This window comes from Pseudomonas sp. D4-21 (genome assembly GCF_051132125.1).
Taxonomy (GTDB): domain Bacteria; phylum Pseudomonadota; class Gammaproteobacteria; order Pseudomonadales; family Pseudomonadaceae; genus Aquipseudomonas.
This window is the reverse complement of sequence record NZ_CP071664.1, coordinates 2,184,554-2,211,492: the sequence shown is the minus strand read 5'-3', so window position 1 is coordinate 2,211,492 and position 26,939 is coordinate 2,184,554. Positions and strand designations below refer to the sequence as shown.

At 62.4% G+C, this 26,939-nt stretch carries 28 protein-coding genes; 16 read left to right on the top strand and 12 right to left on the bottom strand.

The features are described from left to right. The first annotated feature begins 63 nt into the window (after positions 1 to 63). From J3Q04_RS10055 to J3Q04_RS10040, 4 genes are all read left to right on the top strand, one after another. The gene (locus J3Q04_RS10055; RefSeq protein ID WP_434606506.1) at positions 64 to 1,074 is read left to right on the top strand and encodes a LacI family DNA-binding transcriptional regulator; all 1,011 of its coding nucleotides are present in this window, start codon (positions 64 to 66) and stop codon (positions 1,072 to 1,074) included. Between the two features lie 95 nt (positions 1,075 to 1,169). Continuing rightward, complete coding sequence (locus J3Q04_RS10050) at positions 1,170 to 2,123, top strand: TAXI family TRAP transporter solute-binding subunit (protein ID WP_434606508.1); 954 nt, start codon at positions 1,170 to 1,172, stop codon at positions 2,121 to 2,123. 78 nt (positions 2,124 to 2,201) lie between these two features. Beyond that, positions 2,202 to 4,229 (top strand): TRAP transporter permease, encoded by a 2,028-nt coding sequence (locus J3Q04_RS10045; RefSeq protein WP_434606510.1) that lies wholly within the window; start codon positions 2,202 to 2,204, stop codon positions 4,227 to 4,229. Continuing rightward, on the top strand, positions 4,226 to 4,609 hold the full coding sequence (locus J3Q04_RS10040; RefSeq protein ID WP_434606512.1) for a DUF1850 domain-containing protein: 384 nt from the start codon (positions 4,226 to 4,228) through the stop codon (positions 4,607 to 4,609). Before J3Q04_RS10045 ends, J3Q04_RS10040 begins: the two co-directional genes overlap by 4 nt. 4 nt (positions 4,610 to 4,613) lie before the next feature. Here the strand turns inward: J3Q04_RS10040 and J3Q04_RS10035 are convergent, their stop codons facing one another. After that, positions 4,614 to 5,231, bottom strand: coding sequence for a TetR/AcrR family transcriptional regulator (locus J3Q04_RS10035; RefSeq protein ID WP_434606514.1), 618 nt, complete (start codon positions 5,229 to 5,231; stop codon positions 4,614 to 4,616). Between the two features lie 162 nt (positions 5,232 to 5,393). Between J3Q04_RS10035 and J3Q04_RS10030 the strand changes: the two genes are divergently transcribed. After that, entirely contained in the window at positions 5,394 to 5,834 is a 441-nt protein-coding gene (locus tag J3Q04_RS10030) for a hotdog fold domain-containing protein (RefSeq protein WP_420765898.1), read from the top strand. A gap of 134 nt (positions 5,835 to 5,968) precedes the next feature. On the opposite strand, the gene J3Q04_RS10025 is transcribed toward J3Q04_RS10030, so the two are convergent. Further along, positions 5,969 to 7,057, bottom strand: coding sequence for an SMP-30/gluconolactonase/LRE family protein (locus J3Q04_RS10025; RefSeq protein WP_420765897.1), 1,089 nt, complete (start codon positions 7,055 to 7,057; stop codon positions 5,969 to 5,971). Positions 7,058 to 7,418: 361 nt separating this feature from the next. Here J3Q04_RS10025 and J3Q04_RS10020 point away from each other — a divergent pair, with 361 nt between their 5' ends. Then, entirely contained in the window at positions 7,419 to 8,306 is an 888-nt protein-coding gene (locus J3Q04_RS10020) for an EamA family transporter (protein WP_434564123.1), read from the top strand. Positions 8,307 to 8,410: 104 nt separating this feature from the next. Here J3Q04_RS10020 and J3Q04_RS10015 read toward each other — a convergent pair whose 3' ends face one another. The 3 genes from J3Q04_RS10015 to ggt all read right to left on the bottom strand — a co-directional run bounded on the left by J3Q04_RS10015 (position 8,411) and on the right by ggt (position 12,101). Further along, complete coding sequence (locus J3Q04_RS10015; protein WP_434606517.1) at positions 8,411 to 9,049, bottom strand: Vgb family protein; 639 nt, start codon at positions 9,047 to 9,049, stop codon at positions 8,411 to 8,413. Between the two features lie 34 nt (positions 9,050 to 9,083). Continuing rightward, positions 9,084 to 10,304, bottom strand: coding sequence for a helix-turn-helix domain-containing protein (locus J3Q04_RS10010; RefSeq protein ID WP_434606519.1), 1,221 nt, complete (start codon positions 10,302 to 10,304; stop codon positions 9,084 to 9,086). A 69-nt stretch (positions 10,305 to 10,373) separates the two neighbouring features. Beyond that, the gene (gene ggt, locus J3Q04_RS10005; protein ID WP_434559563.1) at positions 10,374 to 12,101 is read right to left on the bottom strand and encodes a gamma-glutamyltransferase; all 1,728 of its coding nucleotides are present in this window, start codon (positions 12,099 to 12,101) and stop codon (positions 10,374 to 10,376) included. A 129-nt stretch (positions 12,102 to 12,230) separates the two neighbouring features. On the opposite strand from ggt, the gene J3Q04_RS10000 reads away from it, so the two are divergent. Further along, positions 12,231 to 12,662 carry a GNAT family N-acetyltransferase gene (locus J3Q04_RS10000; RefSeq protein WP_434559565.1) on the top strand — a complete coding sequence of 144 codons (432 nt, stop codon included), beginning with the start codon at positions 12,231 to 12,233 and terminating at the stop codon, positions 12,660 to 12,662. 55 nt (positions 12,663 to 12,717) lie between these two features. On the opposite strand, the gene J3Q04_RS09995 is transcribed toward J3Q04_RS10000, so the two are convergent. Beyond that, positions 12,718 to 13,068, bottom strand: a complete 351-nt coding sequence (locus J3Q04_RS09995) for a hypothetical protein (RefSeq protein WP_420765891.1) — start codon at positions 13,066 to 13,068, stop codon at positions 12,718 to 12,720. A gap of 132 nt (positions 13,069 to 13,200) precedes the next feature. On the opposite strand from J3Q04_RS09995, the gene J3Q04_RS09990 reads away from it, so the two are divergent. From J3Q04_RS09990 to J3Q04_RS09960, 7 genes are all read left to right on the top strand, one after another. Next, the gene (locus tag J3Q04_RS09990; protein ID WP_434606523.1) at positions 13,201 to 13,530 is read left to right on the top strand and encodes a DUF6388 family protein; all 330 of its coding nucleotides are present in this window, start codon (positions 13,201 to 13,203) and stop codon (positions 13,528 to 13,530) included. A gap of 98 nt (positions 13,531 to 13,628) precedes the next feature. Beyond that, the gene (tusD, locus tag J3Q04_RS09985) at positions 13,629 to 14,021 is read left to right on the top strand and encodes a sulfurtransferase complex subunit TusD (protein WP_420765889.1); all 393 of its coding nucleotides are present in this window, start codon (positions 13,629 to 13,631) and stop codon (positions 14,019 to 14,021) included. Continuing rightward, on the top strand, positions 14,021 to 14,383 hold the full coding sequence (tusC, locus tag J3Q04_RS09980; protein WP_434611624.1) for a sulfurtransferase complex subunit TusC: 363 nt from the start codon (positions 14,021 to 14,023) through the stop codon (positions 14,381 to 14,383). The genes tusD and tusC overlap by 1 nt, the downstream gene beginning before the upstream one ends. Continuing rightward, entirely contained in the window at positions 14,383 to 14,676 is a 294-nt protein-coding gene (gene tusB, locus J3Q04_RS09975) for a sulfurtransferase complex subunit TusB (RefSeq protein ID WP_434559569.1), read from the top strand. The genes tusC and tusB overlap by 1 nt, the downstream gene beginning before the upstream one ends. Further along, the gene (locus J3Q04_RS09970) at positions 14,673 to 15,008 is read left to right on the top strand and encodes a TusE/DsrC/DsvC family sulfur relay protein (RefSeq protein ID WP_434559571.1); all 336 of its coding nucleotides are present in this window, start codon (positions 14,673 to 14,675) and stop codon (positions 15,006 to 15,008) included. The genes tusB and J3Q04_RS09970 overlap by 4 nt, the downstream gene beginning before the upstream one ends. Further along, complete coding sequence (locus J3Q04_RS09965; RefSeq protein ID WP_434606528.1) at positions 15,005 to 16,006, top strand: glycosyl transferase family protein; 1,002 nt, start codon at positions 15,005 to 15,007, stop codon at positions 16,004 to 16,006. The genes J3Q04_RS09970 and J3Q04_RS09965 overlap by 4 nt, the downstream gene beginning before the upstream one ends. Positions 16,007 to 16,094: 88 nt before the next feature. Then, positions 16,095 to 17,081, top strand: coding sequence for a glutathione S-transferase family protein (locus tag J3Q04_RS09960; RefSeq protein WP_434606530.1), 987 nt, complete (start codon positions 16,095 to 16,097; stop codon positions 17,079 to 17,081). A gap of 138 nt (positions 17,082 to 17,219) precedes the next feature. Here the strand turns inward: J3Q04_RS09960 and cysG are convergent, their stop codons facing one another. The 6 genes from cysG to J3Q04_RS09930 form a co-directional block, all read right to left on the bottom strand. After that, on the bottom strand, positions 17,220 to 18,614 hold the full coding sequence (gene cysG, locus J3Q04_RS09955; RefSeq protein WP_434559577.1) for a siroheme synthase CysG: 1,395 nt from the start codon (positions 18,612 to 18,614) through the stop codon (positions 17,220 to 17,222). Further along, on the bottom strand, positions 18,615 to 19,895 hold the full coding sequence (serS, locus tag J3Q04_RS09950; RefSeq protein ID WP_434606532.1) for a serine--tRNA ligase: 1,281 nt from the start codon (positions 19,893 to 19,895) through the stop codon (positions 18,615 to 18,617). A 15-nt stretch (positions 19,896 to 19,910) separates the two neighbouring features. Then, on the bottom strand, positions 19,911 to 20,285 hold the full coding sequence (gene crcB, locus J3Q04_RS09945; RefSeq protein WP_207961507.1) for a fluoride efflux transporter CrcB: 375 nt from the start codon (positions 20,283 to 20,285) through the stop codon (positions 19,911 to 19,913). After that, positions 20,282 to 21,607 carry a replication-associated recombination protein A gene (locus J3Q04_RS09940; protein ID WP_434606534.1) on the bottom strand — a complete coding sequence of 442 codons (1,326 nt, stop codon included), beginning with the start codon at positions 21,605 to 21,607 and terminating at the stop codon, positions 20,282 to 20,284. Before J3Q04_RS09940 ends, crcB begins: the two co-directional genes overlap by 4 nt. A gap of 167 nt (positions 21,608 to 21,774) precedes the next feature. Further along, positions 21,775 to 22,398, bottom strand: a complete 624-nt coding sequence (gene lolA / locus J3Q04_RS09935) for an outer membrane lipoprotein chaperone LolA (protein ID WP_420765880.1) — start codon at positions 22,396 to 22,398, stop codon at positions 21,775 to 21,777. A gap of 58 nt (positions 22,399 to 22,456) precedes the next feature. Beyond that, complete coding sequence (locus J3Q04_RS09930) at positions 22,457 to 24,865, bottom strand: DNA translocase FtsK (protein ID WP_420765879.1); 2,409 nt, start codon at positions 24,863 to 24,865, stop codon at positions 22,457 to 22,459. 319 nt (positions 24,866 to 25,184) lie between these two features. On the opposite strand from J3Q04_RS09930, the gene trxB reads away from it, so the two are divergent. Continuing rightward, positions 25,185 to 26,144, top strand: coding sequence for a thioredoxin-disulfide reductase (gene trxB, locus J3Q04_RS09925; RefSeq protein ID WP_434559583.1), 960 nt, complete (start codon positions 25,185 to 25,187; stop codon positions 26,142 to 26,144). Between the two features lie 69 nt (positions 26,145 to 26,213). Further along, positions 26,214 to 26,894, top strand: coding sequence for a leucyl/phenylalanyl-tRNA--protein transferase (gene aat, locus J3Q04_RS09920; RefSeq protein WP_420765877.1), 681 nt, complete (start codon positions 26,214 to 26,216; stop codon positions 26,892 to 26,894). The last annotated feature ends 45 nt before the right edge of the window (positions 26,895 to 26,939 follow it).

Genomic DNA, 26,939 nt, shown 5'->3' with positions numbered 1-26,939 from the left:
GCTATCGAACCTGCGGTAAGCTCGCGGTCATGCCTGTTTTCAAGGCGCCGAATCGAGGTGAATTTGTCCAATATTCGTGAAGTGGCCCGGCTGGCCGGCGTGTCGGTGGCAACCGTGTCCAGAGCACTCAAGTCCCCGGAGCGGGTGCTGCCCCAGACGCGGGACAAGGTCAACGCAGCCGTGCTGCAAGCCGGTTATCGACCGAACCTGATGGCGGTGCAGTTTCGCTCCCGACGTACCGGCAACCTGGTGATCCTGGTGCCGAAAATCGCCAACACTTTTTTCGCCCGCGTCATCAGCGGCGCCCAACAAGCGGCGCAAGCGGCCGGTTATCGGCTGCTGCTGTGCGACACCCAGGGCCGCGAAGCCATCGAGCAGGAATTCGCTGCCCTGGTCTACGCCCATCAGGCCGACGGCGTGATCCAATTGCGCGCCGGCGACCCTTTCGTCTCCCTGCCTCCCGGCACCGACGCGCTACCGCTGGTCAACGCCTGCGAAGTGGTGAAGGACGCGCCCTACCCGACCATCAGCCTGGATAACCGCAGCGCGGCGCGCGCCATGACCGAGCACCTGATCGGGCTTGGCCACCGGCGCATCGGCATCATCAAAGGCCCGCGCAGCAGCCCTCTGACCCTGGACCGTGTGGCCGGTTACCAGGACGCCCTGCGCAACGCCGGTATCGCCCTTGCACCTGAACTGATCTGCCACGGGGATTTCACTCTCAAGGCCGGCTACGAAGGAGCCGGGACAATGCTCGCCTTGGCCGAACGCCCCAGCGCGCTGTTCTGCGAGAACGACGAAATGGCCATCGGCGCGCTCAAGCGCATCAAGCAGACGGGGTTGCGGGTGCCCGAGGATATTTCCCTGGTGGGTTTTGACGACATTCCGTTTGCCGCGTATTGCGACCCGCCGTTGACGACCATCTCCCAACCGGCCGAAACCTTCGGCCAGAAAGCGGTGGACATGTTGATCGCCTTGATCGAGAACAAGCCCATCACCCAGCGACACGTGCGCCTACCGTTCGAGCTGACCGTGCGCGGCAGCAGCGCGGCCCCAGGCAGCCACCCTGTTTAATCCGACATACCGTTAACTGCCTATTCGCCATCAAGCACGTTTCGACTACAGTGGGGGGACTCTGCATAAAGCCATAACAAGACGGAGAGTTCCCAATGCGAGTCAACAAGCGCTTCACCTTCCTGGCCGCCGCCGCAGCCTTGGCGGTCACCACCGCCGCTCATGCGGCTCCACCGGTGTTCATCAACATCCTGACCGGGGGCACCAGCGGAGTGTATTACCCGATCGGGGTCGGGCTTTCACAGATCTACAGCAGCGGCATCGAGGGCTCCAAAACGTCGGTCCAGGCCACCAAGGCGTCGGTGGAGAACCTCAACCTGCTGCAAGCCGGGCGCGGGGAGCTGGCGCTGGCCTTGGGCGACTCGGTCGCCGATGCGAAAAACGGCGTGGAGGATGCCGGCTTCAAGGCACCGCTCACCAAACTGCGAGCGATTGCGGGCGCCTACCCCAATTACATCCAGATCGTTGCCAGCGAGGAATCGGGGATCAAGACCCTGGCAGACCTCAAGGGCAAAACCGTCTCCGTGGGCGCGGCTAAATCCGGCACCGAACTCAACGCCCGGGCGATCTTCAAGGCGGCCGGCCTGACCTACGACGACATGAAGGTCCAATACCTGCCCTTCGCCGAGTCGGTCGACCTGATCAAGAACCGCCAACTGGACGCCACCCTGCAATCCTCTGGCCTGGGCATGGCGGCGATTCGTGACCTGGCGTCAACGATGAAGCTGAACTACGTGTCGATTCCCACCGACGTGGTGGAAAAAATCGGCAACCCGGCCTACCAGAGCGCGATGATCCCCGCCAACACCTACGACGGCCAGGCTGAGGCCGTGCCCACCGTGGCCATCACCAATATCCTGGTGACACACAAGGATGTCCCGGATGAGGTGGCCTACCAAATGACCAAGCTGATGTTCGACAACCTCACCCGCCTGAGCACCTCCCATTCAGCGGCCAAGGACATCTCGCTGAAGAACGCCGCGAAAAACCTGCCCATCGCCCTGCACCCTGGTGCCGAGCGCTACTACAAGGAAGTGGGCGCGCTATAGCCCCTGGACTGCAACGGCGCTCGGCGCCGTTGCAGCATTGCGTTTCGCATCCGCAAGTCGACAACAGGCAGGCATCTCATGAGTGAAGACCAGCACGGCATCGCCACGGACCCGCGGGACTGGCCCAAGACGCTGTTCTACGTGGCGTTGCTGTTTTCCATCTTTCAAATCATCACGGCAGCTTTTTCACCGGTTTCCAGCATTGTGTTGCGGGCGGTGCATGTGGGCTTTCTGCTGTGGGTGGTGTTTCTGAGCTACCCGGCCCACGGCAAGCAAAGGCCATGGCAACCCCTGGCCTGGGCGTTGGGGCTGGCGGGGATGGCCACGGCGCTCTATCAATGGGTGTTCGAGGCCGACCTGATCCAGCGCTCCGGCGACCTGACGACTGCCGACATGGTCGTCGGCGTCGTCCTGATCGTGCTGGTGTTCGAGGCGGCGCGGCGAGTGATGGGCATCGCGCTGCCGATCATCTGCGGCCTGTTCCTGGCCTATGGCCTGTTCGGCGAACACCTGCCAGGCGACCTGGCCCATCGCGGCTACGGCGTCGATCAGCTCGTCAACCAACTGTCCTTCGGCACCGAAGGGCTCTACGGCACGCCGACCTACGTATCGGCCACCTACATTTTCCTGTTCATCCTGTTTGGCGCCTTCCTGGAAAAGGCCGGCATGATCAAGCTGTTCACCGATTTCGCCATGGGCCTGTTCGGTCACAAGCTTGGCGGTCCGGCGAAGGTGTCGGTGGTGTCATCGGCGCTCATGGGCACCATCACCGGCTCGGGAATCGCCAACGTGGTGACGACCGGGCAGTTCACCATTCCGCTGATGAAACGCTTTGGCTACAAGGCGGCGTTCGCCGGCGGCGTGGAAGCGACGTCGAGCATGGGCAGCCAGATCATGCCGCCGGTGATGGGCGCGGTGGCGTTCATCATGGCCGAGACCATCAACGTGCCGTTCGTGGAAATCGCCAAGGCCGCGTTGATCCCGGCGTGCCTGTATTTCGGCTCGGTGTTCTGGATGGTTCACCTGGAAGCCAAGCGCTCCGACCTCAAGGGCCTGCCCAAGGATCAATGCCCGAGCGCCTGGGGCGCGGTCAAGGAAAGCTGGTTCCTGCTGATCCCGCTGGGGGTGCTGGTGTACCTGCTGTTTTCCGGACGCACGCCGTTGTTTTCCGGCATGGTCGGGCTGGCACTGACGGCCATCGTGATTCTCGGCTCGGCGATCATCCTCAAAGTCTCGAGCTACGCCTTGCGCTGCGCCTTCTGGGTCGCGCTGGGCATTCTGTGCGTCGGATTCTTCCGGATGGGCATCGGCATCGTGTTCGCCGTGATCGGCGTGCTGGTGGTGGCTTGCTGGTTCATGAAAGGCACTCGGGAAACCCTGATCATCTGCCTGCACGCATTGGTGGACGGCGCTCGGCACGCCGTTCCGGTGGGGATCGCCTGCGCCTTGGTCGGCACCATCATCGCGGTGGTGTCGCTGACAGGCGTGGCGTCCACCTTCGCCGGTTACATCCTGGCGATCGGCAAGGACAACCTGTTCCTGTCGCTGCTGCTGACCATGCTCACTTGCCTGGTGCTGGGCATGGGCATCCCGACCATTCCGAACTACATCATCACCAGTTCGATTGCAGCGCCCGCGCTCCTGGAATTGGGCGTGCCGCTGATCGTGTCTCACATGTTCGTGTTCTATTTCGGCATCCTCGCCGACCTGACCCCGCCCGTGGCCCTGGCCTGCTTCGCCGCCGCGCCCATTGCCCGGGAAAGCGGGCTGAAAATCAGCTTCTGGGCGGTGCGCATCGCCCTGGCAGGCTTCGTCATTCCGTTCATGACGGTGTACAACCCGGCGCTGATGCTCCAGGGCGACAACCTGTGGATGACTGCCTACATGCTGGTCAAGACGTTGCTGGCAATCGGCCTATGGGGCATGGCGTCTACCGGTTACATGCAACAGAAAATGCCCATTTGGGAGCGTCTGATGTGCTTCGCCGCCGGTGCATTGCTGGTGGTTGCCCTGCCGCTGACCGATGAAATCGGCTTCGCCCTGGGTGCGCTGTTGATCGGGCAACACCTCTGGCGCGCCCGGCGTGTCGGGCGAGCCTTGGCGTGATTGGCTTGTGCCTGGGCTTGTCCGGCGTGGTCTGGGCACAACTTGAACTCAGCGAGTTTACGTTGGCCTGGAACCACACCATCGAGAAGATCCGTTGGGAGGAGGATTACCGGGTCAGCGAACAGGGCCTGATCCTGGGTGAAGCCAGGGTCAAGGGCAATGGCGCCGGCATGGAAATTCCCGAAGGCGCACGCTTGGAGAACGGCAGCTGGCGATACCATCGCTCGCTGCCGCCCCTGCAACCGTTGAGGCTCGGCCGTACCCCCCAGGCCGGGGATTATCAGCTGTGCGATGACGGCCATTGCCAGCCGATGGCCCATTGGCTGGGGCCGCCCGACGCGCAAAGACCAGCCGTGGAATTATGGAGCTGCCCGCTGTGATCAATCAGTCGCCGCTGATTGAGCGCCACGCCGCTTGCGCCAGTAGCGCCCGGTGAGCCTTCGGGCTGGAGGGCACCCGCCCCGCCAGCCATGCCCGGCAATAACTTTCAGACGCGCCGATGATCAACGAAAACATCAACTCGGCGGGATAGCGCTTGAGCGCCTCGCCCTGCTCTGCCGCGCTCAACCACTGCCAAAGCTGACCGTTACGTGAGGTGTTGCGGCTGGCGAGTTCGTCCTTGAACGGTCCCTTGGTCACCGCAAAGCGCGCGTGATACTGGAAACGCGCCCATTCGGGTTGGCTGTCCACCCAATCGACGTAGCTATGGATCAACGCCTGCACGCCCTGCTCGGCGGTGGTTGCTTCGGACAGATATTGCTCGCGCAAACGCGCCTGATCGTCCAGGGCGGTGAAGAACAGCGCCGCCACCAAGCCTTCCTTGTTGCCGAAATGATGGTAGATGGCACCGACGCTGGTCTGGCATTCGGTGCGGATCATTTCAATGGTGGTCGCCTCGATGCCCTGCTCGTTGAACAGCGCCAGGGCCTTGCGAAAGATATCGCGCTTGAGTTCAGCCCTTCTGCCGGGGAAGGCGCGTTCGAGTAGATCTGCTGTTTCCATGCTTGGCATAACCGGTTTATTGGATGGGACCGGGCACTGGCTACCCGTGAAGAAGTGGGCACAGCTTGACAGATTCGCTGCCGACAGAATACCGTTCCGTTACAGAATATTATTCTGTATTAGAACACTATTCCGTAACCCCACTTGTCAGCGAGGCTTCACATGAATCAGGTTCTCGGTATGTTCAACAGCGCAGGTCCGGATGCTTTCAGCAAAATGGCCTGTCAGATGGCACCGTACTTTTCCACCATCAACCCGCTGGTCACAGAGTTGCGCCAGGGCGCGGCGACCGTGCAGGTGCCGTTTCGCAAGGAAATCACCAATCACCTGGGCACCGTCCACGCCATCGCCATGTGCAACGCCGCCGAGCTCGCCGCTGGCATGATGACCAACGTTTCCATCCCCGACGGCGCCCGGTGGATTCCCAAAGGCATGACCGTGCAATACCTGGCCAAGGCCAAGAGCGACGTGACGGCGGTCGCGAACGGCGACGAGGTGGACTGGCAGACCGAAGGCGACAAGGTCGTGCCGGTGGACATTCATGATGCGCAGGGCAAGAAAGTATTCACGGCGCAGATCACCATGAACGTGAAGTTGGGTTGAAATCGGGGGCGTCGGGGACGCCCTTTATCGATGAAAGCTAGATGTTCGTGGCGAGGGAGCTTGCTCCCGCTCGATTGCGCAGCAATCGCAATGGCAACTCAAGCCCCCAGCCAGTCATTGGTGGTGCCTGAGGGTCAGGCGAAGGTGGCTCCTCGGGTGTTCACGAACAGCGAGTACAGCGAGTGGCTGCCGGCCATGAACAGCCGGTTGCCCTCTCGCCCGCCAAAGCAGACGTTGGGGCAGCGTTCCGGCAACGAAATGTGCCCGATGGCCTTGCCCTCGGGATTGAATACCCGCACGCCGTCGAGTTTCTCCAGGTCGGCCTTGGGGTCGCCATTCCCGCCCCAACCGCACCAGAGGTTACCGCTCTCGTCGCACTTGATGCCGTCGATGGCCGCATAGTCGAGCCCTTCGATATGCTTGCGTCGCTCGCCCAGGGTGCCGTCGTCCTTGACCGTGATCGCCCAGACCAGACGGTTCGGCTTGGCCCGCCCTTCGACCACATAAAGGATTTTTTCATCCGGGGAAAAGCACAAGCCATTCGGCCCCGCCAAATCGTCGATCACCCGGCTGAGCTTGCCGGTCGCGCCGTCGATCCGGTACACCGCGTGGGGCTGCGCCGGGGTGACTTTATGCCCCTCATAGTTATTGCCGGTCTGGAACGGCGGATCGGTGAACCAGATCGAGCCATCCCGCTTGCAGACGATGTCATTCGGCGAATTCAATGGCTTGCCGTCGAAACTGTCGGCCAGCACGGTGATGGTGCCGTTGTGTTCGGTACGGGTGATACGCCGCCCTTCGGTGGACGTGGTCGAGCCCTCACAGACCAGCAACCGTCCTTGGCGATCGCGGCACATGCCATTGGAGAAGTTCGAGTTCTCGCGGTACACCGACAAACCTCCGGTGACTTCGTCCCAACGCACGATGCGGTTGTTGGGGATGTCACTGACCAGCAGGTAACGACCGTCACCGATCCACACCGGCCCTTCCGCCCAGCGCAAGCCATCGGCGAGCTTCTCGACGCTGGCATTGAAGATGCGCAAGTCCATGAAGCTGGGGTCGAGGATATTGATCAGAGGGTCTGGATAGCGCTGGCTCAAAGGCGCGGCCTGGGCGAGCCCGGGAAGATTTCCCAGCGTCGCGGCGGCGGCCGAGACCACAAGGGATTTTTTCAGGAAAATCCGGCGCCCCTGATCGGCGGTTGCAGGTTGCGAAGCATCCATCGTACGTCTCCGTTAATTATTATTGGACGGGGAAGATTGTTTTACTCTCTGATAGGACATCGTACAAGGTGTAAAACATGGTGACATCATGGGACTTGCGGCCTGATCCTCGACGATGCGAAACCGCCTTGAACACGCCGGTATTACTGATCTGCACCGAATCAGGGTTTGCGCCAGGCTTGTTCGCTCCTGCCATATGGGGTAAAAATCCGACCCAGGTTGTACGACAACAAAATCAAAAAGCCCTTTGAAGGGCTTAATTCACTCCCCTTTGAGATGTCCTGCCATGACCCGCTCCACCGCCGCATCCAGTACCCCTGTTCCCTTTCCCCGCCATATCGCCGTGCTTGTCCTGCTTTGCATGGGGTGCGCCTTTGCCGGCAACCATGTCGCCGCGCGGGCGGCGTTCGATGATGGCGCCGGCGTGCTGCTGGCGATCCTGCTGCGCTCGGGCGGAACGTTGCTGGTATTGGCGGCGATGGTGTTGTGGCAACGGCAAAGCCTTCGCTTGCCCGCCGGCGCCTGGCGCTGGCAGTTGCTGCTGGGCGTGCTGATCGGCGCCCAGAGCCTATGCCTGTATTCCGCCGTGGCCCGGGTTCCGGTGGCGCTGGCGCTATTGGTGGGCAACGTGTTCCCGATCCTCCTGGCCCTGTTGACCTGGGCCCTAGGCGGCCCGCGCCCCACCGCCCGGACGGCGGCACTGATGGGCATGATCCTGGTGGGTCTGGTGTTCGTGCTGGAAGTGCCGACGCGGTTGGCCTCCCAGGCAGACGTCGGCCCGCAGTGGCTGTTGGGGGTTGGCCTGGCCTTCTGCGCCGCGTGCGTCTTCGCTTGTGCGTTGTGGATCACCGATCACAAGTTGTCCCAGGTGCGCGGATCGGTGCGCAGCCTGCTGACGATTTTCATTGTGTTCAGCAGCGTCAACCTCGCCGGCCTGACCGGCGCCCTGCCCGGCGGCCTCGACCTGCCCGCCAGCAGCACCGGTTGGTTCGCGCTCGCCACCCTGGTGGTGCTTTATGGGACGGGGTTCATCGTTTTGTTCATGTGCGTGCCACGCCTGGACATGCCGCGCAACGCCCCGGTGATGAACATCGAGCCGCTGGCGACACTGTTGATCGGCTGGCTGGTGCTGGACCAGATGCTCAACCCGGGGCAGATCCTGGGCGGCGCGATCGTGGTGACCGGCATCGTATTGCTGACCTGGCGCAAGGCCGAGCGGGTCAAGGCGCCGGTGGCTGCACACGACTGAACTGATTGACTGGCGCTCTGGTGCGTAGCAGGCCCAAGAAGTTGGGCCCGCTGCGCGGTCCAGCGGGAGCAAGCTCTCTCGCCACGGGGGGCTGTGCAGGTCGTTCAATCTCGAGCCGGCCGACGCACCGCCCTTACCTTGCCGCTGCCACCCCCGCCGCAGAAAAATCGGTCCGCGCCGTCGGACTCCAGCCCCGACACGCCGGTCCCCGGCGGCATCGTCACGCTTTCCAGTACTTGCGCCGTTTGCGGATCGATACGCCGCAATTCGCTATCGTCGTTTTCCCAGGTGCCATGCCACAGCTCGCCATCGACCCAAGTCACGCCCGTGACGAAACGGTTGGATTCGATCGTACGCACAATCCTGCCGTCGGCCGGATCGATCTGCAGGATCTTGCGCGCCTTGTACTGACCGACCCAGAGCGAACCTTCGGCCCAGGCCAGCCCGGAGTCGTCGCCACTGTTGGGCGCCGGAATCGTCGCCAGCACCTGGCCAGTGCGCGGATCGATCTTGCGGATGCTGTCGCCGGCGATCTGGAACAGATGCTGGCCATCGAACGCGGTGCCGGCGTTCGCCGGGACGTCGAGGGTTTGCACGGTTTGGCCACTGGCGGGATCGAAGGCGTGAAGCTTTTCGCCCGAGGCGAGCCAGACGCGCTCGCCGTCATGGCTCACGCCGTGGACGCAATCAACGCCAGGGAACGGGCCGTATTCACGCAGGATTTGTGCCTCTGAACGTTTCATCTCACATCGCCTCATCGGTGGGTGTGCTTGCATCCTAACCATCGAACGGCAGTGCAGTGAGTAACAATATGGTCGCGAATCCGGGCATTGACGGTACTGTCCAGCGCCGGGCCCGTGCGCGACCGAACGACTGCGCCTTGCCGCAAGCAGCCAGGTTTTCCAAGGCTCTTTGCACGCTGCGCTGGCTGGTGCCCAAGGCCAGCGCCAGGGCCGAACTGGACCAGGCTTCACCGTCCGCCAACAATGCCAGCACCGCCCCGTGGGGTTCCTCAACGACCCGCGCCAGGATCACGACTTCGTGAGCATGGTGTGGCGACAACCTGAAACCGCGCCGGGTTGCGACTACGCCAGCCATTGGGCGCAGCGCCTCTCGCAACCGTCCCATTTCAACCCGCAACCGGGCGCGATGGGTCTCGTCCGTCAATTTCAAACCAAAGGCTTGGGTCATGAGCGCTTCCCTCGACGCATCGCCGGGCCAGGCCTGGGCCAACCCACGGGCCAGGGCAAACAGCACCGGCCGCCGTACAAGCACGACCTGGACGCCCGCGCAGCGGATACCGAACCGGCAGGCATCTACAACCAGCGCCGGGCCGGCCAGCAGCGATTGCACCTCCTCCAGCACCAGCAAACGCTCTTCGCCTCGAGCGATCAGCCGGGCTGCGGGCGTACTCAGCATCCGCCAGGCGTTGTCGATTTCGCCATTCAAGGCGCTGATCCCTGTTTGTTGCGCGGCTTGACCGGCCCGTTCCAAAGCCTCACGGGCGGTTTGCGCTTGCAGCCGCCGCATGGCAATTCCCGCAGCCACCAACTGGCACACCGCCCAGGACGCCAACGGCAGGCCGGCGGGCTCCAGGTCGATGAGCTTGAGTTGCGCCTCGTCGAGTCGACCGATCAGCAACAGGCGGCGAATCTCGATGATCCGTGCATGACCGGCGTTGGCCCGATCGCCGTGAGCTTCGAGCACCGTACGGGCGGCGTCGAGGCGTTTCGGCGGCCAGGACAGGTCACGAGAGGCCAAGGCGATTTCACCTTCGGCCACGACACAGCGCGCCCGTGCCACGGCGTCCGTGGATCCGAAGGCCGTACCTGCCCGGCGCAACAGGCTTCTGGCTTTTTCCAGGTCCCCCAACTGCGCCATGGCGATGCCGCGGAGCGCGAGGGCCGGGGCATCATTGCGCAGGGCGACACGATTGAGCGCCGCCACCGGATCACCAGCCGCCAATGCGCGCGCCGCCGCGCCAATCGCCTCATCCACGGTCAATGACCTTCATGGCAAGGGCGCTCTCTTCCACTGACCCGCGCAGCCCGATCCCTCGTTGAACGGTCAATAGCCCAACGACAACCCCGTGTTGCGACGCGGGTCGTTGGCACCGTAGAAACGGTTCTTGCCCACCGGCTTGCCACCCAACGACGGCGCGCCCACGAGGATCGCGGCGATGTGGTTGGGGTCCTGCGGCCCAGCAAACTTATGGCCCCAGCTTTCCAGCAACTTGAGGGTATCGGGGCTCGCCGCGAAGGTTTCCAGGTTGGTCTCCTCCGGCATCCACTGTTGATGGAAGCGCGGCGCGTCGACGGCTTCCTGCAAGTTCATGCCGTAGTCGATCACGTTGAGGATGGTCAGCAAAGTCGCCGTGATGATGCGGCTGCCGCCCGGCGTGCCGACAACCATCACGGTCTTGCCGTCCTTGGTGACGATGGTCGGGCTCATTGACGACAGCGGCGCCTTGCCCGGCGCGATGGCATTGGCCTCGCCCTGCACCAGGCCGTACATGTTGGGCACGCCGACCTTGGAGGTGAAGTCATCCATTTCATCGTTGAGGATCACCCCGGTCTTGCTCGCCATCACGCCGGCACCGAACCAGTCGTTGAGGGTGTAAGTGACGGAGACGGCGTTGCCCCATTGATCGACGATCGAATAATGGGTGGTGTTGCTGCCCTCGTGGGGCGCCACGCCGGGCTTGATCTTCTGGGAGTCGCCGGCTTTCTGCGGCTCGATGGCGGCGCGCAGTTTCGCGGCGTAATTCTTGTCCAGCAGATGATCGATGGGGTTCTGCACGAAGTCCGGGTCGCCCAGGTAGCTGTTGCGGTCGACATAGGCGTGACGCATGGCTTCGATCTGGTAGTGCATGCCTTGGGCCGAATGGAAACCCAGGTCTTTCATCGGATAGCCATCGAGGATGTTCATGATCTGGCAAAGCACCACGCCACCTGAACTGGGTGGCGGCGCGGAAATGATGTGATAGCCGCGATAGTCGCACTCGACCGGCGCCAGTTCACGGGTCTTGTACTTGTCCAGGTCGGCCTGGGTGATGATGCCTTTGTTGGCCTGGCTGGACGTCACCAGCGCATCGGCGACCCAGCCTTTATAGAAGCCGTCGGCACCCTTGTCGGAAATCTCCCGCAGGGTCCTGGCGAGGTCTTTCTGCACCAGCTTCTGGCCGACCTGCATCGGCTCGCCGTTGTGCAGGAAGATTGCGCCGGAATCGCGCGCATCTTTCTTGAAGACATCCGTGGCGGTTTCCAGCAGATCCACGTCGCCCTGTTCCAGGACAAAACCGTCCTCGGCGAACTTGATCGCCGGCGCGATCAATTCCGCCCGGGGTTTGCTGCCGTATTTCTTCAGCGCCAGTTCCATGCCTGACACGGTGCCGGGTACGCCTACCGCCAAATGGCCGCGCGTGCTGAGCTCGGGAATGACATTGCCTGCCTTGTCCAGGTACATGTCGGCCGTGGCGGCCAGGGGGGCTTTTTCACGGAAATCCAGGAAGGTCTTGCGGCCGTCGGCCATCTGCAAGGTCATGAAACCGCCACCCCCCAGGTTACCCGCCGCAGGATAAACCACCGCCAGGGCGTAGCCCACCGCCACTGCCGCATCAACGGCATTGCCACCGTTCTTGAGCACATCGACGCCGACATGGGTCGCCAGGTGTTGGGCCGTCACCACCATGCCGTTCTCGGCGGCAACCGGGGCCTGGGACGCGGCGTGGGCAGTCAGACAGTAAAGGGAAAGCGAGGTGGCGACGAGGGTCCGGGCCAGGGATTGGAACTTCATGAGTCGGTCTCTTCTTGTTTTAGGGTCGGGATCGCTTCAAAAGCACACAGGAGTATGGCTCGGTTTAAACAATATGCTCGTTTCCTGTAGGCTCGCGTGCTTGATCATCCCCGCACAAGGACATCGCCGATGACGCTGCGAATCGAACGCACGGACGCTCCAACCGATGAAGAACGCCAGGCCATCCTCGCGCCGCTACGCGCCTATAACACCGCCCAGACCGGTGGAAGCGCACCGGAAGCGGTCGCCTGGCTGGTGCGCGACGAGCACGATGAAATCGTCGGCGGCCTGTATGGCCGGGTATTTTTTCGTTGGCTCTATATCGAATTACTGGTGGTGCCCGAACAGGCGCGCGGCCAGGGCACGGGCTCGGAATTGATGCGCATGGCCGAACAACTGGCCAGGGAAAAGGATTGCGTGGGCATCTGGCTCGACACCTTCGACTTCCAGGCTCCGGATTTCTATCGCAGACAGGGTTTCACCCAGTGCGGCCAGATCGATGACTATCCGCCGGGTCACCGGCGCTACTTTTTCCAGAAGCGCCTGGATCTCGAGAATTAAGCTCAACCTATGGGAGCGAGCCTGCTCGCGAAGGCAAACACCTCGGTTTATCGGCTTAGAGACACGTCGCCAACGCCGCCAACCGGCGCTTGGCGACAAAATCATCATGCTTGGCGTAATAATTCAGCGCCGTGCCCGTGGCGCTGGCTTGCAGATCCACAAACGACTCGGCCGATCGGGTGTACACCGTCGAGCCGCCTTGCTTGCCGGGCTGCAGATAGGCGCCGGCATCGACCCCGAACGCCGCTTCGTCTTCCCAGGCAAACTTCACGCATTGGGCGACGTTCTGTTCCGGCTTGTCCGAGGACAGGGTCTTGTAGGGGGCTTGGGTCCGGGCCTGCTCCATCGCCGAACCCGCGCAGCCGGCCAGCAGGGTTGCGGCCACGGCCACCATCAGCATTCGCATTGCATTCACTCTTCTGGAAAAAAACCGACTGTAGCACTGCGCCGCTCGTTGCCGTGCGCCATGATTGAAATTTGCGCGCGACAACGGCTATCTATTCACGCAACCTGTCAGATCATTGACCCAGGAGCGACCATGGCGACAACCGAACAGCAACACGAACGAGCCCTGCAGATTTTTCTCGAGCAACGCCCCGAGCTGCGCGACGAACTGGACAACCTCAACCCGCTGCTGGCCCAGGCCAAGGGCGAAACCGCCGCGCAGTACCGCGCCGAGCGGTTGCATGAAGCCTTCGAAGCCGAGGCCGAGAGCGCCGGATTGTTCGCCTGGGAACTGACGCTGCTGCTGACGACCGATTCAGCCGAGGACTACCAGGCCCAACGCATGGAAGTTCACAAGGAAGTGGCGGAGATGGCAGGAATGGAATGGCCGGAGTATTGCGAGCTGTATGGCCTCGAGCCCTGAGGTTGAGGCTTTGGGCCAGGTGCTCACGCATGCTCTGAGAATCGCCCCACCGCCCATAAAGCATTATCATGGCCGCAGTTTCGCTGATCGGGTCTGTCATGAAGTTCGCCATCGCGCTGTTTTCCGCCGCCCACGCGCCCTCCTCGCGCCGCGCCTTGCTGTTTGCCCAGGCAGCTTTGGCCGGTGGGCATGAGATCGTGCGGCTGTTTTTCTACCAGGACGGCGTCTACAACGCCGCCAACAGCGTCGTCACGCCCCAGGACGAGCAAGACCTGCCCCAGCAATGGCGCGCCTTCGTCAGCGAGCACCAGCTCGACGGCGTGGTGTGCATTGCGGCGGCGTTGCGCCGTGGCGTGCTTAACGAGGAAGAAGCCCAGCGTTACCAGCGTTCGGCGGCCAGTGTCCAAGCGCCGTGGGCGTTGTCCGGGCTGGGCCAGTTGCACGATGCGATCCAGGACGCCGACCGCTTGATCTGTTTTGGAGGCACATGATGGCCAGGTCTTTGTTGCTCATTAGCCGCCAGGCCCCCTGGTCCGGCCCCGGTGCCCGGGAAGCGCTGGACATCGTGTTGGCCGGCGGCGCCTTCGACCTGCCCATCGGTCTGCTGTTTCTCGATGACGGCGTGTTCCAGCTCGCCGCCGGTCAGGATGCCAAGGCTGTCCGGCAAAAAGACTTGAGCGCCAACTTGCAGGCGTTGCCGATGTTTGGCGTCGAAGACCTGTTCGTCTGCGCCGACAGCGCCGCACAGCGCGGTCTCGCCGTCGATGCCCTGGCGCTGGACGACCTCAAAGCGCTGGGCGCCGCGGACATCGCCGCGCTCATTGACCGTTACGACCAGGTGATTACCCTCTGATGTCGACTTTGCATGTGTTGTCTCATTCCCCTTTCGGCGACAGCCGCCTCGCCAGTTGCCTGCGGATCCTGGGAAGCCAAGACGCGCTGCTGCTGTGCGGCGACGCAACGTATGCGCTGCGAACCGGTACCGTGCCGTTCGACACGCTGCGGGCCGGCGGCGCCAAGGTGTTCATCCTGGCCGAAGATGCACAGGCCCGCGCCCTGCCCATTCCGGACTGGGCCGAGGCCATCGATTATGCGGCCTTCGTCGAGCTCTCGATCCAGCACGACAAGGTCAACAGCTGGCTATGAAGACCCTGAACGTGGGCGAGCGCAGCATTGCGCTGGACAAGGATGGCTACCTGGCTGATCTCAATGAGTGGTCCGCCGACGTGGCCACGGCCCTGGCCACCGCCGAAGACATCGAGCTGAGCCCCGAACACTGGGAAATCCTCGAACTGCTGCGCGCGTTCTACGCTGAGTTCCAGTTGTCTCCGGCCACCCGCCCGCTGATCAAGTACACCGCGCTGAAACTGGGAGCGGATAAAGGCAACAGCCTGCACCTGAACCGATTGTTCAAAGGCACTCCCGCCAAACTCGCCGCCAAGCTGGCGGGCCTGCCCAAACCGACGAATTGCCTATGACCGACTTTCCAGCATTGACCCTCCAAACCCCTGCCGAACACCCGTTCGCCCAGTTCGTGCGCATCCTTGGCAAGGGCAAGCGCGGCGCCCGTAACCTCACCCGTGACGAAGCGCGGGAGGCCATGGGCATGGTGCTGGATGAGCGGGTCGAAGAAACCCAACTGGGCGCGTTCCTCATGCTGTTGCGGCACAAGGAAGAAAGCGCTGAGGAAATGGCCGGGTTTACCGACGCCGTGCGTCAGCGCCTGGTTATCCCGGCCATGGCGGTAGACCTCGACTGGCCAACCTACGCCGGAAAGAAGCGTCATCTGCCCTGGTATCTGTTGGCCGCCAAATGCCTCGGGCAAAACGGTGTGCGAATCTTCATGCACGGCGGCGGCGCCCACACGGCGGGCCGGCTCTACACGGAACAGCTGCTGGATTTGCTGGCCATCCCCTTGTGCCGCGACTGGCAGCAGGTCGGCGCGGCGCTGGACAACGGCGGCCTGGCCTTCATGCCGCTGGTGGACTGGGCGCCGCAAATGCAGCGCATGATCGACCTGCGCAACACGCTGGGCTTGCGCTCGCCGATTCATTCCCTGGCGCGCATTCTCAACCCGTTGGGTGCGCGTTGCGGCCTGCAAAGCATCTTCCATCCCGGCTACCAGGCCGTGCATCGCGAGGCCAGCGGACTGCTGGGCGACACCAGCATCGTGATCAAGGGCGACGGCGGCGAGATCGAGATCAACCCCGACGCCGACAGCCATTTGTACGGCACCACCGGCGGCGCCAGTTGGGATGAAGAATGGCCGCGACTGTCCGAACAGCGCCACGTCAAGCCGGAGCGCCTCGACCCCGAGCATTTGAAAGCGGTATGGCGCGGTGACCTCGAGGACAGTTATCCGCAGCTGGCGCTGATCGCCACCATGGCCCTGGCCTTGCGCGGCTTGGGCCTGACCCGAGAAGCAGCGTTCGACAAGGCCCGGCAGTATTGGGATGCGCGCGATAGATCGATTTAGTCGATCATCGACGCCCAACCTTTGCGCTATTAGTTCGAACCTATCGGAATAGACTCGTCTCCAATGATTATTGAGAGAGGACGTTCAGATGGGTTTGTTGGTCGAGGGTCGCTGGCAGGACCAGTGGTATGAAAGCAAGGACGGCAGTTTCCAGCGTGAGCAGGCGCAACGCCGCGACTGGATCACCGCCGACGGCAAAAGCAGTTTCCCCGCCGAGGCCGGGCGCTACCATTTGTATGTCTCCCTGGCCTGCCCCTGGGCGCACCGCACGCTGATCTTTCGCAAGCTCAAGGGCCTGGAAGCGCTGATCGACGTTTCGGTGGTCAGCTATCTGATGCTGGAAAACGGCTGGACGTTCGACAAGGCCCACGGCTCGACCGGCGACAACCTGGACAACCTGAGCTTCCTGCACCAGCGCTACACCGCCGACACGCCGGACTACACCGGTCGCGTGACCGTTCCGGCCTTGTGGGACAAAAAGCAACGGCGCATCGTCAACAACGAATCGGCGGAAATCATCCGCATGTTCAACAGCGCGTTCGATGGCCTGACCGGCAACGACCTGGACCTGTATCCCGAGCACCTGCGCCACGAGATCGATGGGTTGAACGAGCGCATCTACCCAGCGGTGAACAACGGCGTATACCGTGCGGGGTTCGCGACGACCCAGGCCGCTTATGAAGAAGCCTTCGATCAATTGTTTGCCGAACTGGACCGAGTGGAAGCCTTGCTGCAAACCCGTCGCTACCTGGCGGGTGAATACCTGACCGAAGCGGATATCCGCTTGTTCACTACGATGATTCGTTTCGACGCGGTGTATTTCGGCCACTTCAAATGCAACCTACGCCGCATCGCCGATTACCCGAACCTGTCGAACTGGCTGCGCGAGCTGTATCAGTGGCCGGGCGTTGCCGAGACCGTGAACTTCACCCATATCCAGCGGCACTACTACGGCAGCCACAAGACCATCAACCCGAATGGGATCGTGCCCAAGGGGCCGGAGCAGGATTTCACGGTGGCCCACGATCGAGAGAGGTTGAGCGGGAAAGGGATTTGGCTTCGGGCTGAGAGCTGAGCCGCAATCTTTATTGCCTCTGAAGGCCAATCGCGAGCAGGCTCGTTCCCACATTTGATTCGTGTTGAACCACAAAATCTGTGGTTGCACACAGCCCCTGTGGGAGCGAGCCTGCTCGCGAAGGAGGCGACGCGGTCTTCAAACCTGCCCCTGAGCCCCTTCAAACCAAGCCAGCTTCTCGCGTAACTGCACCACTTCGCCAACAATCACCAACGTCGGCGCATGGACTTCATGCTCCGCCACCAGCCGTGGCAGGTCCGCCAACGTGCCGGTGAAAACGCGCTGGTTTGAAGTCGTGCCTTGCTGGATCAACGCCGCCGGCGTGTCCGCCGCGCGACCGTGCTTGATCAGCTCGTTGCAAATCACCGGCAGCCCCACCAAGCCCATATAGAACACCAACGTCTGTGCTGGCGAGACAAGATCGGCCCATGGCAAGTCGCTGGTGCCGTCCTTTAGATGACCGGTAATGAAGCGCACCGACTGGGCATAATCGCGATGGGTCAGCGGAATCCCGGCGTAGGCCGCGCAGCCACTGGCGGCAGTGATGCCCGGGACCACCTGGAACGGGATGCCATGGGCCGCCAGCTCTTCGATCTCTTCGCCACCACGACCGAAGATAAAAGGATCGCCGCCCTTCAACCGCACCACACGTTTACCTTGCCGGGCCAGGTCCACCAGTTGCTGGTTGATCTGGTCCTGGGGCACGGCGTGCTCGGAGCGGCGCTTGCCGACGTAGACCCGTTCGGCGTCGCGGCGGCACAGTTCGAGGATGGCCGGCGCCACCAGACGGTCGTACAGCACCACGTCCGCCTGTTGCATCAGGCGCAGGGCGCGGAACGTCAGCAGGTCGGGATCACCCGGCCCGGCGCCCACCAGATAGACCTCACCCGGCGCATTCGGCGCCTGGCCGTCGATCTTTTCCCGCAACAGCCGCTCGGCTTCGGCGCCCTGCCCGGCCAATTGGCGGTCGGCGATGGGGCCTTGGAACACTTCTTCCCAGAAGGCCCGCCGTTGCTGGACATCGGGAAACAAGCCTTTGACCTGATTGCGAAAGCGCGCCGCCAAACCGGCCAACTGCCCGTAGGTCGACGGAATCCAGGTTTCCAGCTTGGCGCGGATCAGCCGCGCCAGCACCGGCGCGTCGCCGCCGCTGGACACCGCGATCACCAGGGGCGAGCGATCGACGATCGCCGGGAAAATCACGCTGCACAGCGCCGGCGCGTCCACCACGTTGACCGGCACGCAGCGCTTGTGGGCGTCCGCCGAGACCTGGGCATTGAGCGGTTCGTCATCCGTGGCGGCGATGACCAGGCCACAGCCGTCCAGGTCCGCTTCCACGTAGCCCCGCAGGACACATTCGCCGCCGCTGCCACCGACCAGTTCCCGCAACTGCGGTTCGATATCGGGTGCGACCACCCGCAACAATGCGCCGGCATCGGCCAGCAGGCGAGACTTGCGCAAGGCAATCTCCCCGCCGCCAACCACCAGCACGCGGCTGCCGCGCAGGTTGTGGAACAGTGGCAAATAGTCCATTTAGCCGATGACCTCGATGCCGCCCATGTACGGTTTCAGCACCTCGGGCACACGGATCGAGCCGTCGGCCTGCTGGTAGTTCTCAAGCACCGCCACCAGCGTACGACCCACCGCCAGGCCGGAGCCGTTGAGGGTGTGGACCAGTTCCGGCTTGCCGGTTTCCGGGTTGCGGAAACGCGCCTGCATGCGGCGGGCCTGGAAGTCGCCACAGTTGGAGCACGACGAAATCTCGCGGTACTTGTCCTGGCTCGGGATCCAGACTTCCAAGTCATAGGTCTTGACCGCGCTGAAACCCATGTCGCCGGTGCACAGCGCCAGGGTGCGATACGGCAACTCCAGCAGTTGCAGAACCTTTTCGGCGTTGGCGGTCAGGCTTTCCAGGGCTTCCATGGATTTGGACGGCTCGACGATCTGCACCATTTCGACCTTGTCGAATTGGTGCTGGCGAATCATGCCGCGGGTATCACGGCCCGACGCGCCGGCTTCGCTGCGGAAGCACGGCGTATGGGCAACGAACTTGATCGGCAGTTGCTTGGCATCGACGATTTCGCCCGCGACGATGTTGGTCAGCGACACTTCGGCAGTGGGGATCAGGTACAGGTCGGCTTCGCCGTCGCGACCGATCTTGAACAGGTCTTCCTCGAACTTTGGCAACTGGCCGGTGCCTTGCAGGGCCGGGGCCTGGACCAGGTACGGCGTGTAGGCCTCTTCGTAGCCGTGCTCGGTGACGTGCAGATTGATCATGAACTGCGCCAGCGCCCGATGCAGACGGGCAATCGGCCCGCGCAACAGGGCAAAACGCGCGCCCGACAATTTGGCGGCGGTTTCGAAGTCGAGCCAGCCGAATTTCTCGCCCAGGGCCACGTGGTCCTGCACGGGGAAATCGAAGGTTTTCGGCGTGCCCCAGCGGCGTACTTCGACGTTGCCGTCTTCGTCTTCACCGACCGGCACCGACTCGTGAGGCAGGTTCGGAATGCCCAACAGGATCGAATCCAACTCGGTCTGGATCGCGTCCAGCTCGACCTTGCCGACGCTCAACTCGCCCGCCATGCGCTCGACATCGGCCATCAGCGGCGCGATGTCTTCGCCACGCTGCTTGGCCTGGCCGATGGACTTGGAGCGCGCGTTACGTTCTGCCTGCAGGGCCTCGGTGCGGGTCTGGACGGTCTTGCGCTGTTCTTCCAGCGCTTCGATGCGCGCGACGTCCAGGGCAAAGCCACGGGAAGCCAGGCGGTCCGCTACGTCCTGAAGGTTGCTACGTAACAGTTTGGAATCGAGCATGTCGGTCTCTCGTTATCAAAGTTTGGTCAAGGACAGGCCGGCCCAGGTGGCGAGCAGCCCGCCGAACACGCTGATGGCCGCATAGCCCAGGGCCAGCGGCACCTGCCCGCTTTCCAGCAGGCGCACCGTATCCAGTGAAAAAGATGAAAAAGTCGTCAGGCCGCCAAGAAAGCCGACCATCAACCCCGCGCGCACCTCGATGGGCACCTCGGGACGAATCAAAAACAGGCCGTAAAGAACGCCGATCAGCAGACAGCCCACGATATTAACGGCCAGCGTCGCGGTATAGAAGTGCCGCGGCCAATTTGCACTGATCCAGTTACCCGTGGCGAAACGCAACAACGTACCGGCAACGCCCCCAGCGGAGACTGCGAGAATCAAGGGGATCACGGTTTTCTCCGCTGTCGTGGACTCAATCGGTCCAGCTGGGCCAAATGGTTGAGCTTTTCGCCAATCTTCAACTCAAGGCCTCGAGGTGCGGGCTGGTAGAAGCGCTGGGGTTCGAGTTCTTCGGGAAAATAGTCTTCGCCGGCGGCATAAGCGTCGGGCTCATCGTGGGCATAGCGGTATTCATCGCCATAACCTAACTGTTTCATGAGCTTGGTCGGTGCGTTGCGCAGGTGCAGCGGTACTTCGAGGGAGCCGTGTTCGGTGGCGCTGCGCATCGCGGCCTTGAAGCCTATGTACACGGCGTTGCTCTTCGGTGCGCAGGCCAGGTAAGTGATGGCCTGGGCCACGGCGAGCTCGCCCTCCGGGCTGCCGAGGCGCTCCTGCACGTCCCAGGCCGCCAGGCACAGGCTCAGGGCCCGAGGGTCGGCGTTGCCGATGTCCTCGCTGGCCATGCGCACCACCCGCCGAGCCAGGTACAGCGGATCGCAACCACCGTCGATCATCCGCGCAAACCAATACAACGCGGCATCGGGGTTGGAACCGCGGATGGACTTGTGCAGCGCCGAGATCTGGTCGTAGAACGCCTCGCCGCCCTTGTCGAAACGTCGGCGGGTATCGCCCAGCAGGCTTTGCAGCAGCTCGACTCCGATCTCGCTGTTGTCTTCGGCCAGGTCCGAGGCGTTTTCCAGCAGGTTGAGCAGCCGTCGACCATCGCCGTCGGCGGCGCTGAAGAGTATCTGGAAACCTTCATCGCTGAGGCTGAGCTGGCGCTTGCCCAAGCCCCGCTCTTCGGTCAGCGCGCGATGCACCAGCTTGCGCATCGCGGTTTCATCGAGGCTCTTGAGCACATAGACCCGCGCCCGCGACAGCAAGGCGTTGTTGAGTTCGAACGAAGGATTTTCGGTGGTGGCGCCGATGAATATCAGCGTGCCGTCTTCCACATAGGGCAGGAAAGCGTCCTGCTGGGATTTGTTGAACCGGTGTACTTCGTCGACGAACAGGATGGTGCGCTTGCCGTACTGGCCGGCCTGTTGCTTGGCGATTTCCACAGCCTGGCGGATCTCCTTGACCCCGGCCAGCACCGCCGAGACCGTTTCGAAATGCGCGTCAGAAACCTCCGCCAGCAGCCGCGCCAGGGTGGTCTTGCCCACGCCCGGCGGCCCCCAGAAAATCATCGAGTGCAAGGCACCCTGCTCCAAGGCTTCGCGCAGAGGCTTACCGCGAGCGAGCACGTGTTCCTGACCGACATACTCATCCAGGTTGGTCGCGCGCAAGCGGGCGGCCAATGGCTGGGCAATCGGGGCGCTTCGAAACAGGTCCATGATTACTACAAAACCTCCGCAGGGTCCTGTTGCCGATCAGTTAGTTGATTGAACACCACAATCCATTGTGGGAGCGAGCCTGCTCGCGATAGCGGTGGGTCAGTCACATCAATTCCAACTGATCCGCCGCCATCGCGAGCAGGCTCGCTCCCACAGGGGCCATTGGGTTATTCCTGGATCACATCCGCACCCTTGGGGATGTCGAACTTGAACTTGGACGCGGCGATCGGCGTATTGGCCTTGACCCCGGTGAACAGGATGTTGGTGCGCTGGCCAACGCTGTCGATCAGCTGCATGTCGTTAACAAGGCCGTTGCGGAACGACAGGCGCAGGCTGTCGAACAGGCTGTCCTTGGTCTTGGGCTTGAGGGTGAAGTCGATCACCCCGCCGGCTTCCTTGGAGGTAATGTCGAAGCTCTGGCTGATCTCCGAGATGTCACCGGACAGCAGCAACGCTGGCGTCTGGGTCAGGCGCTGGTCAAGAGTCTTGATGGTCACCTGCTCCAGGTCCGGGTCCCACAGCGAGACTTTCTTGCCGTCTGAAACCATCAGTTGTTCGGCGGGAGCATCGGTGTGCCAATAGAACAGGCCAGGACGCTGAAGGGCCATTTCACCGGCGGTTTCCTGCAGCTGGGTGCCACTGCCGTCGAGGGTCAACTGGGAAAAACGCGCAGTCAGGGTCTGGGAGCCGCCCAGCAACTGGGTCAGGCGGGCCACGTCCTTTTCGCCGGCGTGGGCCGAAAAAGTAGACAAGGCCAGTACGGGCAACAGCAACATGCGAATCAGGCGCATGGGAGTCCTCATGAATTCGTGGGGGTTCGAGCGACGCATCGTCACGTCGCCCGGGTAATCAGTCGCGCATCGGGCCAGGCGCGAGCACTTCGCGCGAACCGTTGGTGTTCATGGCCGTCACGACCCCAGCCATTTCCATGGCCTCGATCATGCGAGCGGCGCGGTTGTAGCCGATCTTCAGCTTGCGCTGCACGGCGGAAATCGAGGCACGGCGGCTTTCGAGCACGAACTGCACCGCTTCGTCATAAAGCGCGTCGGTCTCTGCGTCATCATCACCGCCTCCACCGCTGCTGCCTTCAAAACCGCTGCCTGCTTCTTCGACACCGTTGAGGATGTCGTCGTTGTATTCAGGCGCGCCGCGCAATTTCCAGGCTTCCACCACGCGGTGTACTTCATCGTCGGAGACGAACGCGCCGTGGACACGGATCGGCAGGCTCGTGCCGGGCGGCATGTAGAGCATGTCACCGTGACCCAGCAGTTGCTCGGCGCCGCCCTGGTCGATGATGGTCCGCGAGTCGATCTTGCTCGACACCTGGAACGCCATGCGGGTCGGGATGTTGGCCTTGATCAGGCCCGTGATCACGTCCACCGACGGTCGCTGCGTAGCGAGGATCAGGTGGATACCGGCCGCACGGGCCTTCTGGGCGATACGGGCGATCAGTTCTTCGACCTTCTTGCCGACGATCATCATCATGTCGGCGAATTCGTCCACCACCACGACGATGGTCGGCAGCTTATGCAGCAGCGGCGCTTCGTCGTGGATGCTTTCGCGGTGATACAGCGGGTCGCTCAGCGGTGTACCGGCTTCCTCGGCTTCCTTGACCTTGGCGTTGAAGCCCGACAGGTTGCGCACGCCCATCTTCGCCATCAGCTTGTAGCGGCGCTCCATCTCGGCAACGCTCCAGCGCAAGGCGTTGGCCGCGTCCTTCATGTCGGTGACCACCGGGCACAGCAGGTGCGGGATGCCTTCGTAGATCGACAATTCGAGCATCTTCGGGTCGATCATGATCAGCTTGGCGTCTTCCGGGCCGGACTTGAACAGGATCGAAAGGATCATCGCGTTCACGCCCACCGACTTACCGGAGCCGGTGGTACCGGCCACCAGCAGGTGGGGCATTTTCGCCAGGTCGGTGATGACCGGCTTGCCGCCGATGTCGTGACCCAAGGCCAAGGTGACCGGCGACTTGTGGTTGTCATATTCCGGCGTCGACAGTACTTCGGAGAAGCGCACAATCTGCCGGTCTTCGTTGGGAATCTCGATGCCCACGGTGGTCTTGCCGGGAATCACCTCCACCACCCGCACGCTGGTCACGGCGAGCGAGCGCGCCAGGTCCTTCGCCAGGTTGGCGATACGGCTGACCTTCACGCCGGCGGCCGGCTGGATTTCGTAACGGGTGATGACCGGGCCCGGGTGGATCGAATCCACCGAGACCTCCACACCGAACTCCTTGAGCTTGATTTCGAGCAAATGCCCGACGGCCGCCAAGGACTCGGGGGAATAGTTGAGCTGTTTCTTCTCGGCCGGGTCGAGGATCGAGATCGGCGGCAAGGTGCCTTCCACCGCGCTGTCGACGAACAGCGGTGCCTGTTTCTCTTTCTGCACGCGCTTGCTTTGCTCCGGCGGCTTGGCCGGGGCCATGGTGATGACCGGCGGCACCTGCTTTTCGCGCTCGGACATGTGCTTGCTCAGGGCCTGCTCGCGTTCGATCAGGCGCTCCTTGACCTTGGCCTGCTCGCGTTTGTCAGTCACCGTCGGCGCCACAACGTCATGGACGCGGTCGTCGACTTCACGCAGTTGCGCCACCAGTTGCTTGCGTTCGTTGCGCGCCGCCCACCAACGGTTCAGCGCGCCCTGGATCAATTCAATGAGGTCAAGGGTGATCTTGCCGGTGACGTCCATCACCTTGAACCACGACAGGTCGGTGAATACCGTCAGGCCAAACAGGAACAAGGCGATGAACAGCAGCGTGCTGCCCTGGATGTTCAGGGCATTGCGGGCCAGGTCGCCGAGGCTTTCACCCAGTGCGCCACCCGCCCCTGCGGGCAGGCCAGTGGGGGCGTGGAAATGAATATGGGCCAGCGCGGCTCCCGACAGCACCAGGAAGACCAGGCCGATCAGGCGCCAGGAGAACAGCCAGCCGCTCCACTGCCAGGGCTCATGGCGCTGGCGGAATATCTGGTACGTCTTGATCGCCAGCAGCAGCGGGAAGATATAGGCGAAATAGCCCAGCACCATGAACAGGATGTCGGCGCTGTAGGAACCGGCCGGACCGCCGAAATTCTGCACGTCTTCGATCTTGCTGTTGTGGCTCCAGCCCGGATCGTCCTTGCCGTAGGTCAGCAAGGCCATCATCAGGAACAGGCACAAGGCACCGATGGCGATCAACGCACCTTCCTTGAGCCGGTAGTGCAATTGTTGGCGCCAGAGCGGAACGACTGTCTTGGGTGCTGCGGTGGATTTCTTCAAAACGCTTCTTTTCCTGCGCCCAAGGCGCGTCCATCTGTTGAATGACTATGAAAAACTGCCCATGACGAGCAGGTAAAAAAAGTGAATGTGCTCAACCGGTACTACTTTTACCACTGTGGCATGCGTCCGGAAAACCACAGGAGTCGCTGAAGATTTGATCTTTTGCTCATCCTGCGTTCAAAACCCAAGCATTGTACGGGTTTGTCATGCCCAAGGCATTGCCCGCGCGCTTGGCGACAGCATAGCCATGATCAGGGGGTCTTGGGCGCCAATTTGAGCATGCATTCTCTTTTGTGACAAAGGCTTATGAGGTGTTTTTATGAGCGAAGCGAAGCATTCACGCCTGATTATTCTCGGTTCCGGCCCTGCAGGGTACAGCGCTGCTGTCTATGCGGCCCGTGCCAACCTCAAACCCGTTGTCATCACCGGCATACAGGCCGGTGGCCAGCTCACCACCACGGTCGAAGTCGATAACTGGCCCGGCGACGTCGAAGGCCTGACCGGCCCCGTGCTGATGGAGCGCATGCAACGGCACGCCGAGCGCTTCGACACGCAGATCGTCTACGACCATATTCACACCGCCAAGTTGCAACAACGTCCGTTCGAATTGATCGGTGACAGCGGCACCTACACCTGCGACGCACTGATCATCGCCACCGGCGCCTCAGCCCAGTACCTCGGCCTGCCGTCGGAGGAAACCTTCGCTGGCAAAGGTGTTTCAGCCTGCGCGACCTGCGATGGTTTTTTCTACCGAAACCAGGTGGTGGCGGTGGTCGGTGGCGGCAACACCGCCGTGGAAGAAGCCCTGTACCTGTCGAATATCGCCAAGGAGGTGCATTTGATTCACCGGCGGGACAAGTTGCGCTCGGAAAAGATCTTGCAAGACAAACTCTTCGAGAAAGCCGCCAATGGCAATATCCGTTTGCACTGGAACCAGAACCTGGACGAGGTCCTGGGCGATGCCAGCGGCGTGACCGGCGCGCGCCTGCGGCACAGCGAGACCGGTGAAACCAGCACGTTGTCCCTGGCCGGCGTCTTCATCGCCATCGGGCACAAACCCAATACCGACCTGTTCCAGGGCCAACTGACGATGCGCGATGGTTACCTGATCGTGCGCGGCGGCAGCGACGGCAATGCCACGGCCACCGACATCGAAGGCGTGTTTGCCGCTGGCGATGTGGCCGATCATGTCTATCGCCAGGCCATTACTTCGGCCGGCGCCGGCTGCATGGCCGCCCTGGACGCAGAGAAGTATCTCGATGACATCCCGGCCGTTTGACGGTTAACCTCTAGGCGGGCTCTGGCTGATCCGGAGTCCCGCCCTCCCCTTCTGCAAGCCCGGACAACGATGCTGACTTGGTTACAACGCAACACTTTCGATTTTCCGCCACTGGAAAAAGCCATGCGCGACCCCAACGGCCTGCTCGCCGCCGGCGGGGACCTGTCCGCCGACCGCTTGATCCAGGCCTATCGCCACGGCTGCTTTCCATGGTTCTCCGAAGGCCAGCCGATCCTGTGGTGGTCGCCGGACCCGCGCACGGTGCTGTTTCCCGACGAGCTGCATGTATCGCGCAGCCTGGGCAAGCTGTTGCGCAAGCAGCGCTATGAAGTGACGTTCGACCGGGATTTCGCCGGAGTCATCCAGGCCTGCGCCGCGCCCCGGGATTATGCTGATGGCACCTGGATCACCGACGCCATGCAGACCGCCTATCTGGAACTGCACCGACGCGGCTTCGCCCATTCCGTGGAAGTCTGGGATCAAGGCACGCTGGTCGGCGGCCTGTATGGCTTGGCAATGGGTCAGTTGTTTTTTGGCGAGTCCATGTTCAGTCGCGCCGACAATGCGTCGAAATTCGGCTTCGCAACCCTGGTCCAACACCTCAAGGAGGCGGGTTTCGTCCTGATCGACTGCCAGATGCCCACCGAGCATTTGCATAGCCTGGGCGCGCGGCCGATTCCGCGAACCGAGTTCGCGGCTTACTTGAAGGCCCATCTGGACCAACCCAACCATGCCACCTGGGTTTGCTGAGCGATATTCGCGCTCCTGGCTTACACTTGAATTGAAGTTTATCCC

Bases quoted from the DNA above. Each gene is read 5' to 3' on its own strand.
- J3Q04_RS10050 (WP_434606508.1), top strand. From the start codon at position 1,170: ATGCGAGTCAACAAGCGCTTCACCTTCCTGGCCGCCGCCGCAGCCTTG.
- J3Q04_RS10045 (WP_434606510.1), top strand. From the start codon at position 2,202: ATGAGTGAAGACCAGCACGGCATCGCCACGGACCCGCGGGACTGGCCC.
- J3Q04_RS10035 (WP_434606514.1), bottom strand. From the start codon at position 5,231: ATGGAAACAGCAGATCTACTCGAACGCGCCTTCCCCGGCAGAAGGGCT.
- J3Q04_RS10030 (WP_420765898.1), top strand. From the start codon at position 5,394: ATGAATCAGGTTCTCGGTATGTTCAACAGCGCAGGTCCGGATGCTTTC.
- J3Q04_RS10025 (WP_420765897.1), bottom strand. From the start codon at position 7,057: ATGGATGCTTCGCAACCTGCAACCGCCGATCAGGGGCGCCGGATTTTC.
- J3Q04_RS10020 (WP_434564123.1), top strand. From the start codon at position 7,419: ATGGGGTGCGCCTTTGCCGGCAACCATGTCGCCGCGCGGGCGGCGTTC.
- J3Q04_RS10015 (WP_434606517.1), bottom strand. From the start codon at position 9,049: ATGAAACGTTCAGAGGCACAAATCCTGCGTGAATACGGCCCGTTCCCT.
- ggt (WP_434559563.1), bottom strand. From the start codon at position 12,101: ATGAAGTTCCAATCCCTGGCCCGGACCCTCGTCGCCACCTCGCTTTCC.
- J3Q04_RS10000 (WP_434559565.1), top strand. From the start codon at position 12,231: ATGACGCTGCGAATCGAACGCACGGACGCTCCAACCGATGAAGAACGC.
- J3Q04_RS09995 (WP_420765891.1), bottom strand. From the start codon at position 13,068: ATGCGAATGCTGATGGTGGCCGTGGCCGCAACCCTGCTGGCCGGCTGC.
- J3Q04_RS09990 (WP_434606523.1), top strand. From the start codon at position 13,201: ATGGCGACAACCGAACAGCAACACGAACGAGCCCTGCAGATTTTTCTC.
- tusD (WP_420765889.1), top strand. From the start codon at position 13,629: ATGAAGTTCGCCATCGCGCTGTTTTCCGCCGCCCACGCGCCCTCCTCG.
- tusC (WP_434611624.1), top strand. From the start codon at position 14,021: ATGGCCAGGTCTTTGTTGCTCATTAGCCGCCAGGCCCCCTGGTCCGGC.
- tusB (WP_434559569.1), top strand. From the start codon at position 14,383: ATGTCGACTTTGCATGTGTTGTCTCATTCCCCTTTCGGCGACAGCCGC.
- J3Q04_RS09970 (WP_434559571.1), top strand. From the start codon at position 14,673: ATGAAGACCCTGAACGTGGGCGAGCGCAGCATTGCGCTGGACAAGGAT.
- J3Q04_RS09965 (WP_434606528.1), top strand. From the start codon at position 15,005: ATGACCGACTTTCCAGCATTGACCCTCCAAACCCCTGCCGAACACCCG.
- J3Q04_RS09960 (WP_434606530.1), top strand. From the start codon at position 16,095: ATGGGTTTGTTGGTCGAGGGTCGCTGGCAGGACCAGTGGTATGAAAGC.
- cysG (WP_434559577.1), bottom strand. From the start codon at position 18,614: ATGGACTATTTGCCACTGTTCCACAACCTGCGCGGCAGCCGCGTGCTG.
- serS (WP_434606532.1), bottom strand. From the start codon at position 19,895: ATGCTCGATTCCAAACTGTTACGTAGCAACCTTCAGGACGTAGCGGAC.
- J3Q04_RS09940 (WP_434606534.1), bottom strand. From the start codon at position 21,607: ATGGACCTGTTTCGAAGCGCCCCGATTGCCCAGCCATTGGCCGCCCGC.
- lolA (WP_420765880.1), bottom strand. From the start codon at position 22,398: ATGCGCCTGATTCGCATGTTGCTGTTGCCCGTACTGGCCTTGTCTACT.
- trxB (WP_434559583.1), top strand. From the start codon at position 25,185: ATGAGCGAAGCGAAGCATTCACGCCTGATTATTCTCGGTTCCGGCCCT.
- aat (WP_420765877.1), top strand. From the start codon at position 26,214: ATGCTGACTTGGTTACAACGCAACACTTTCGATTTTCCGCCACTGGAA.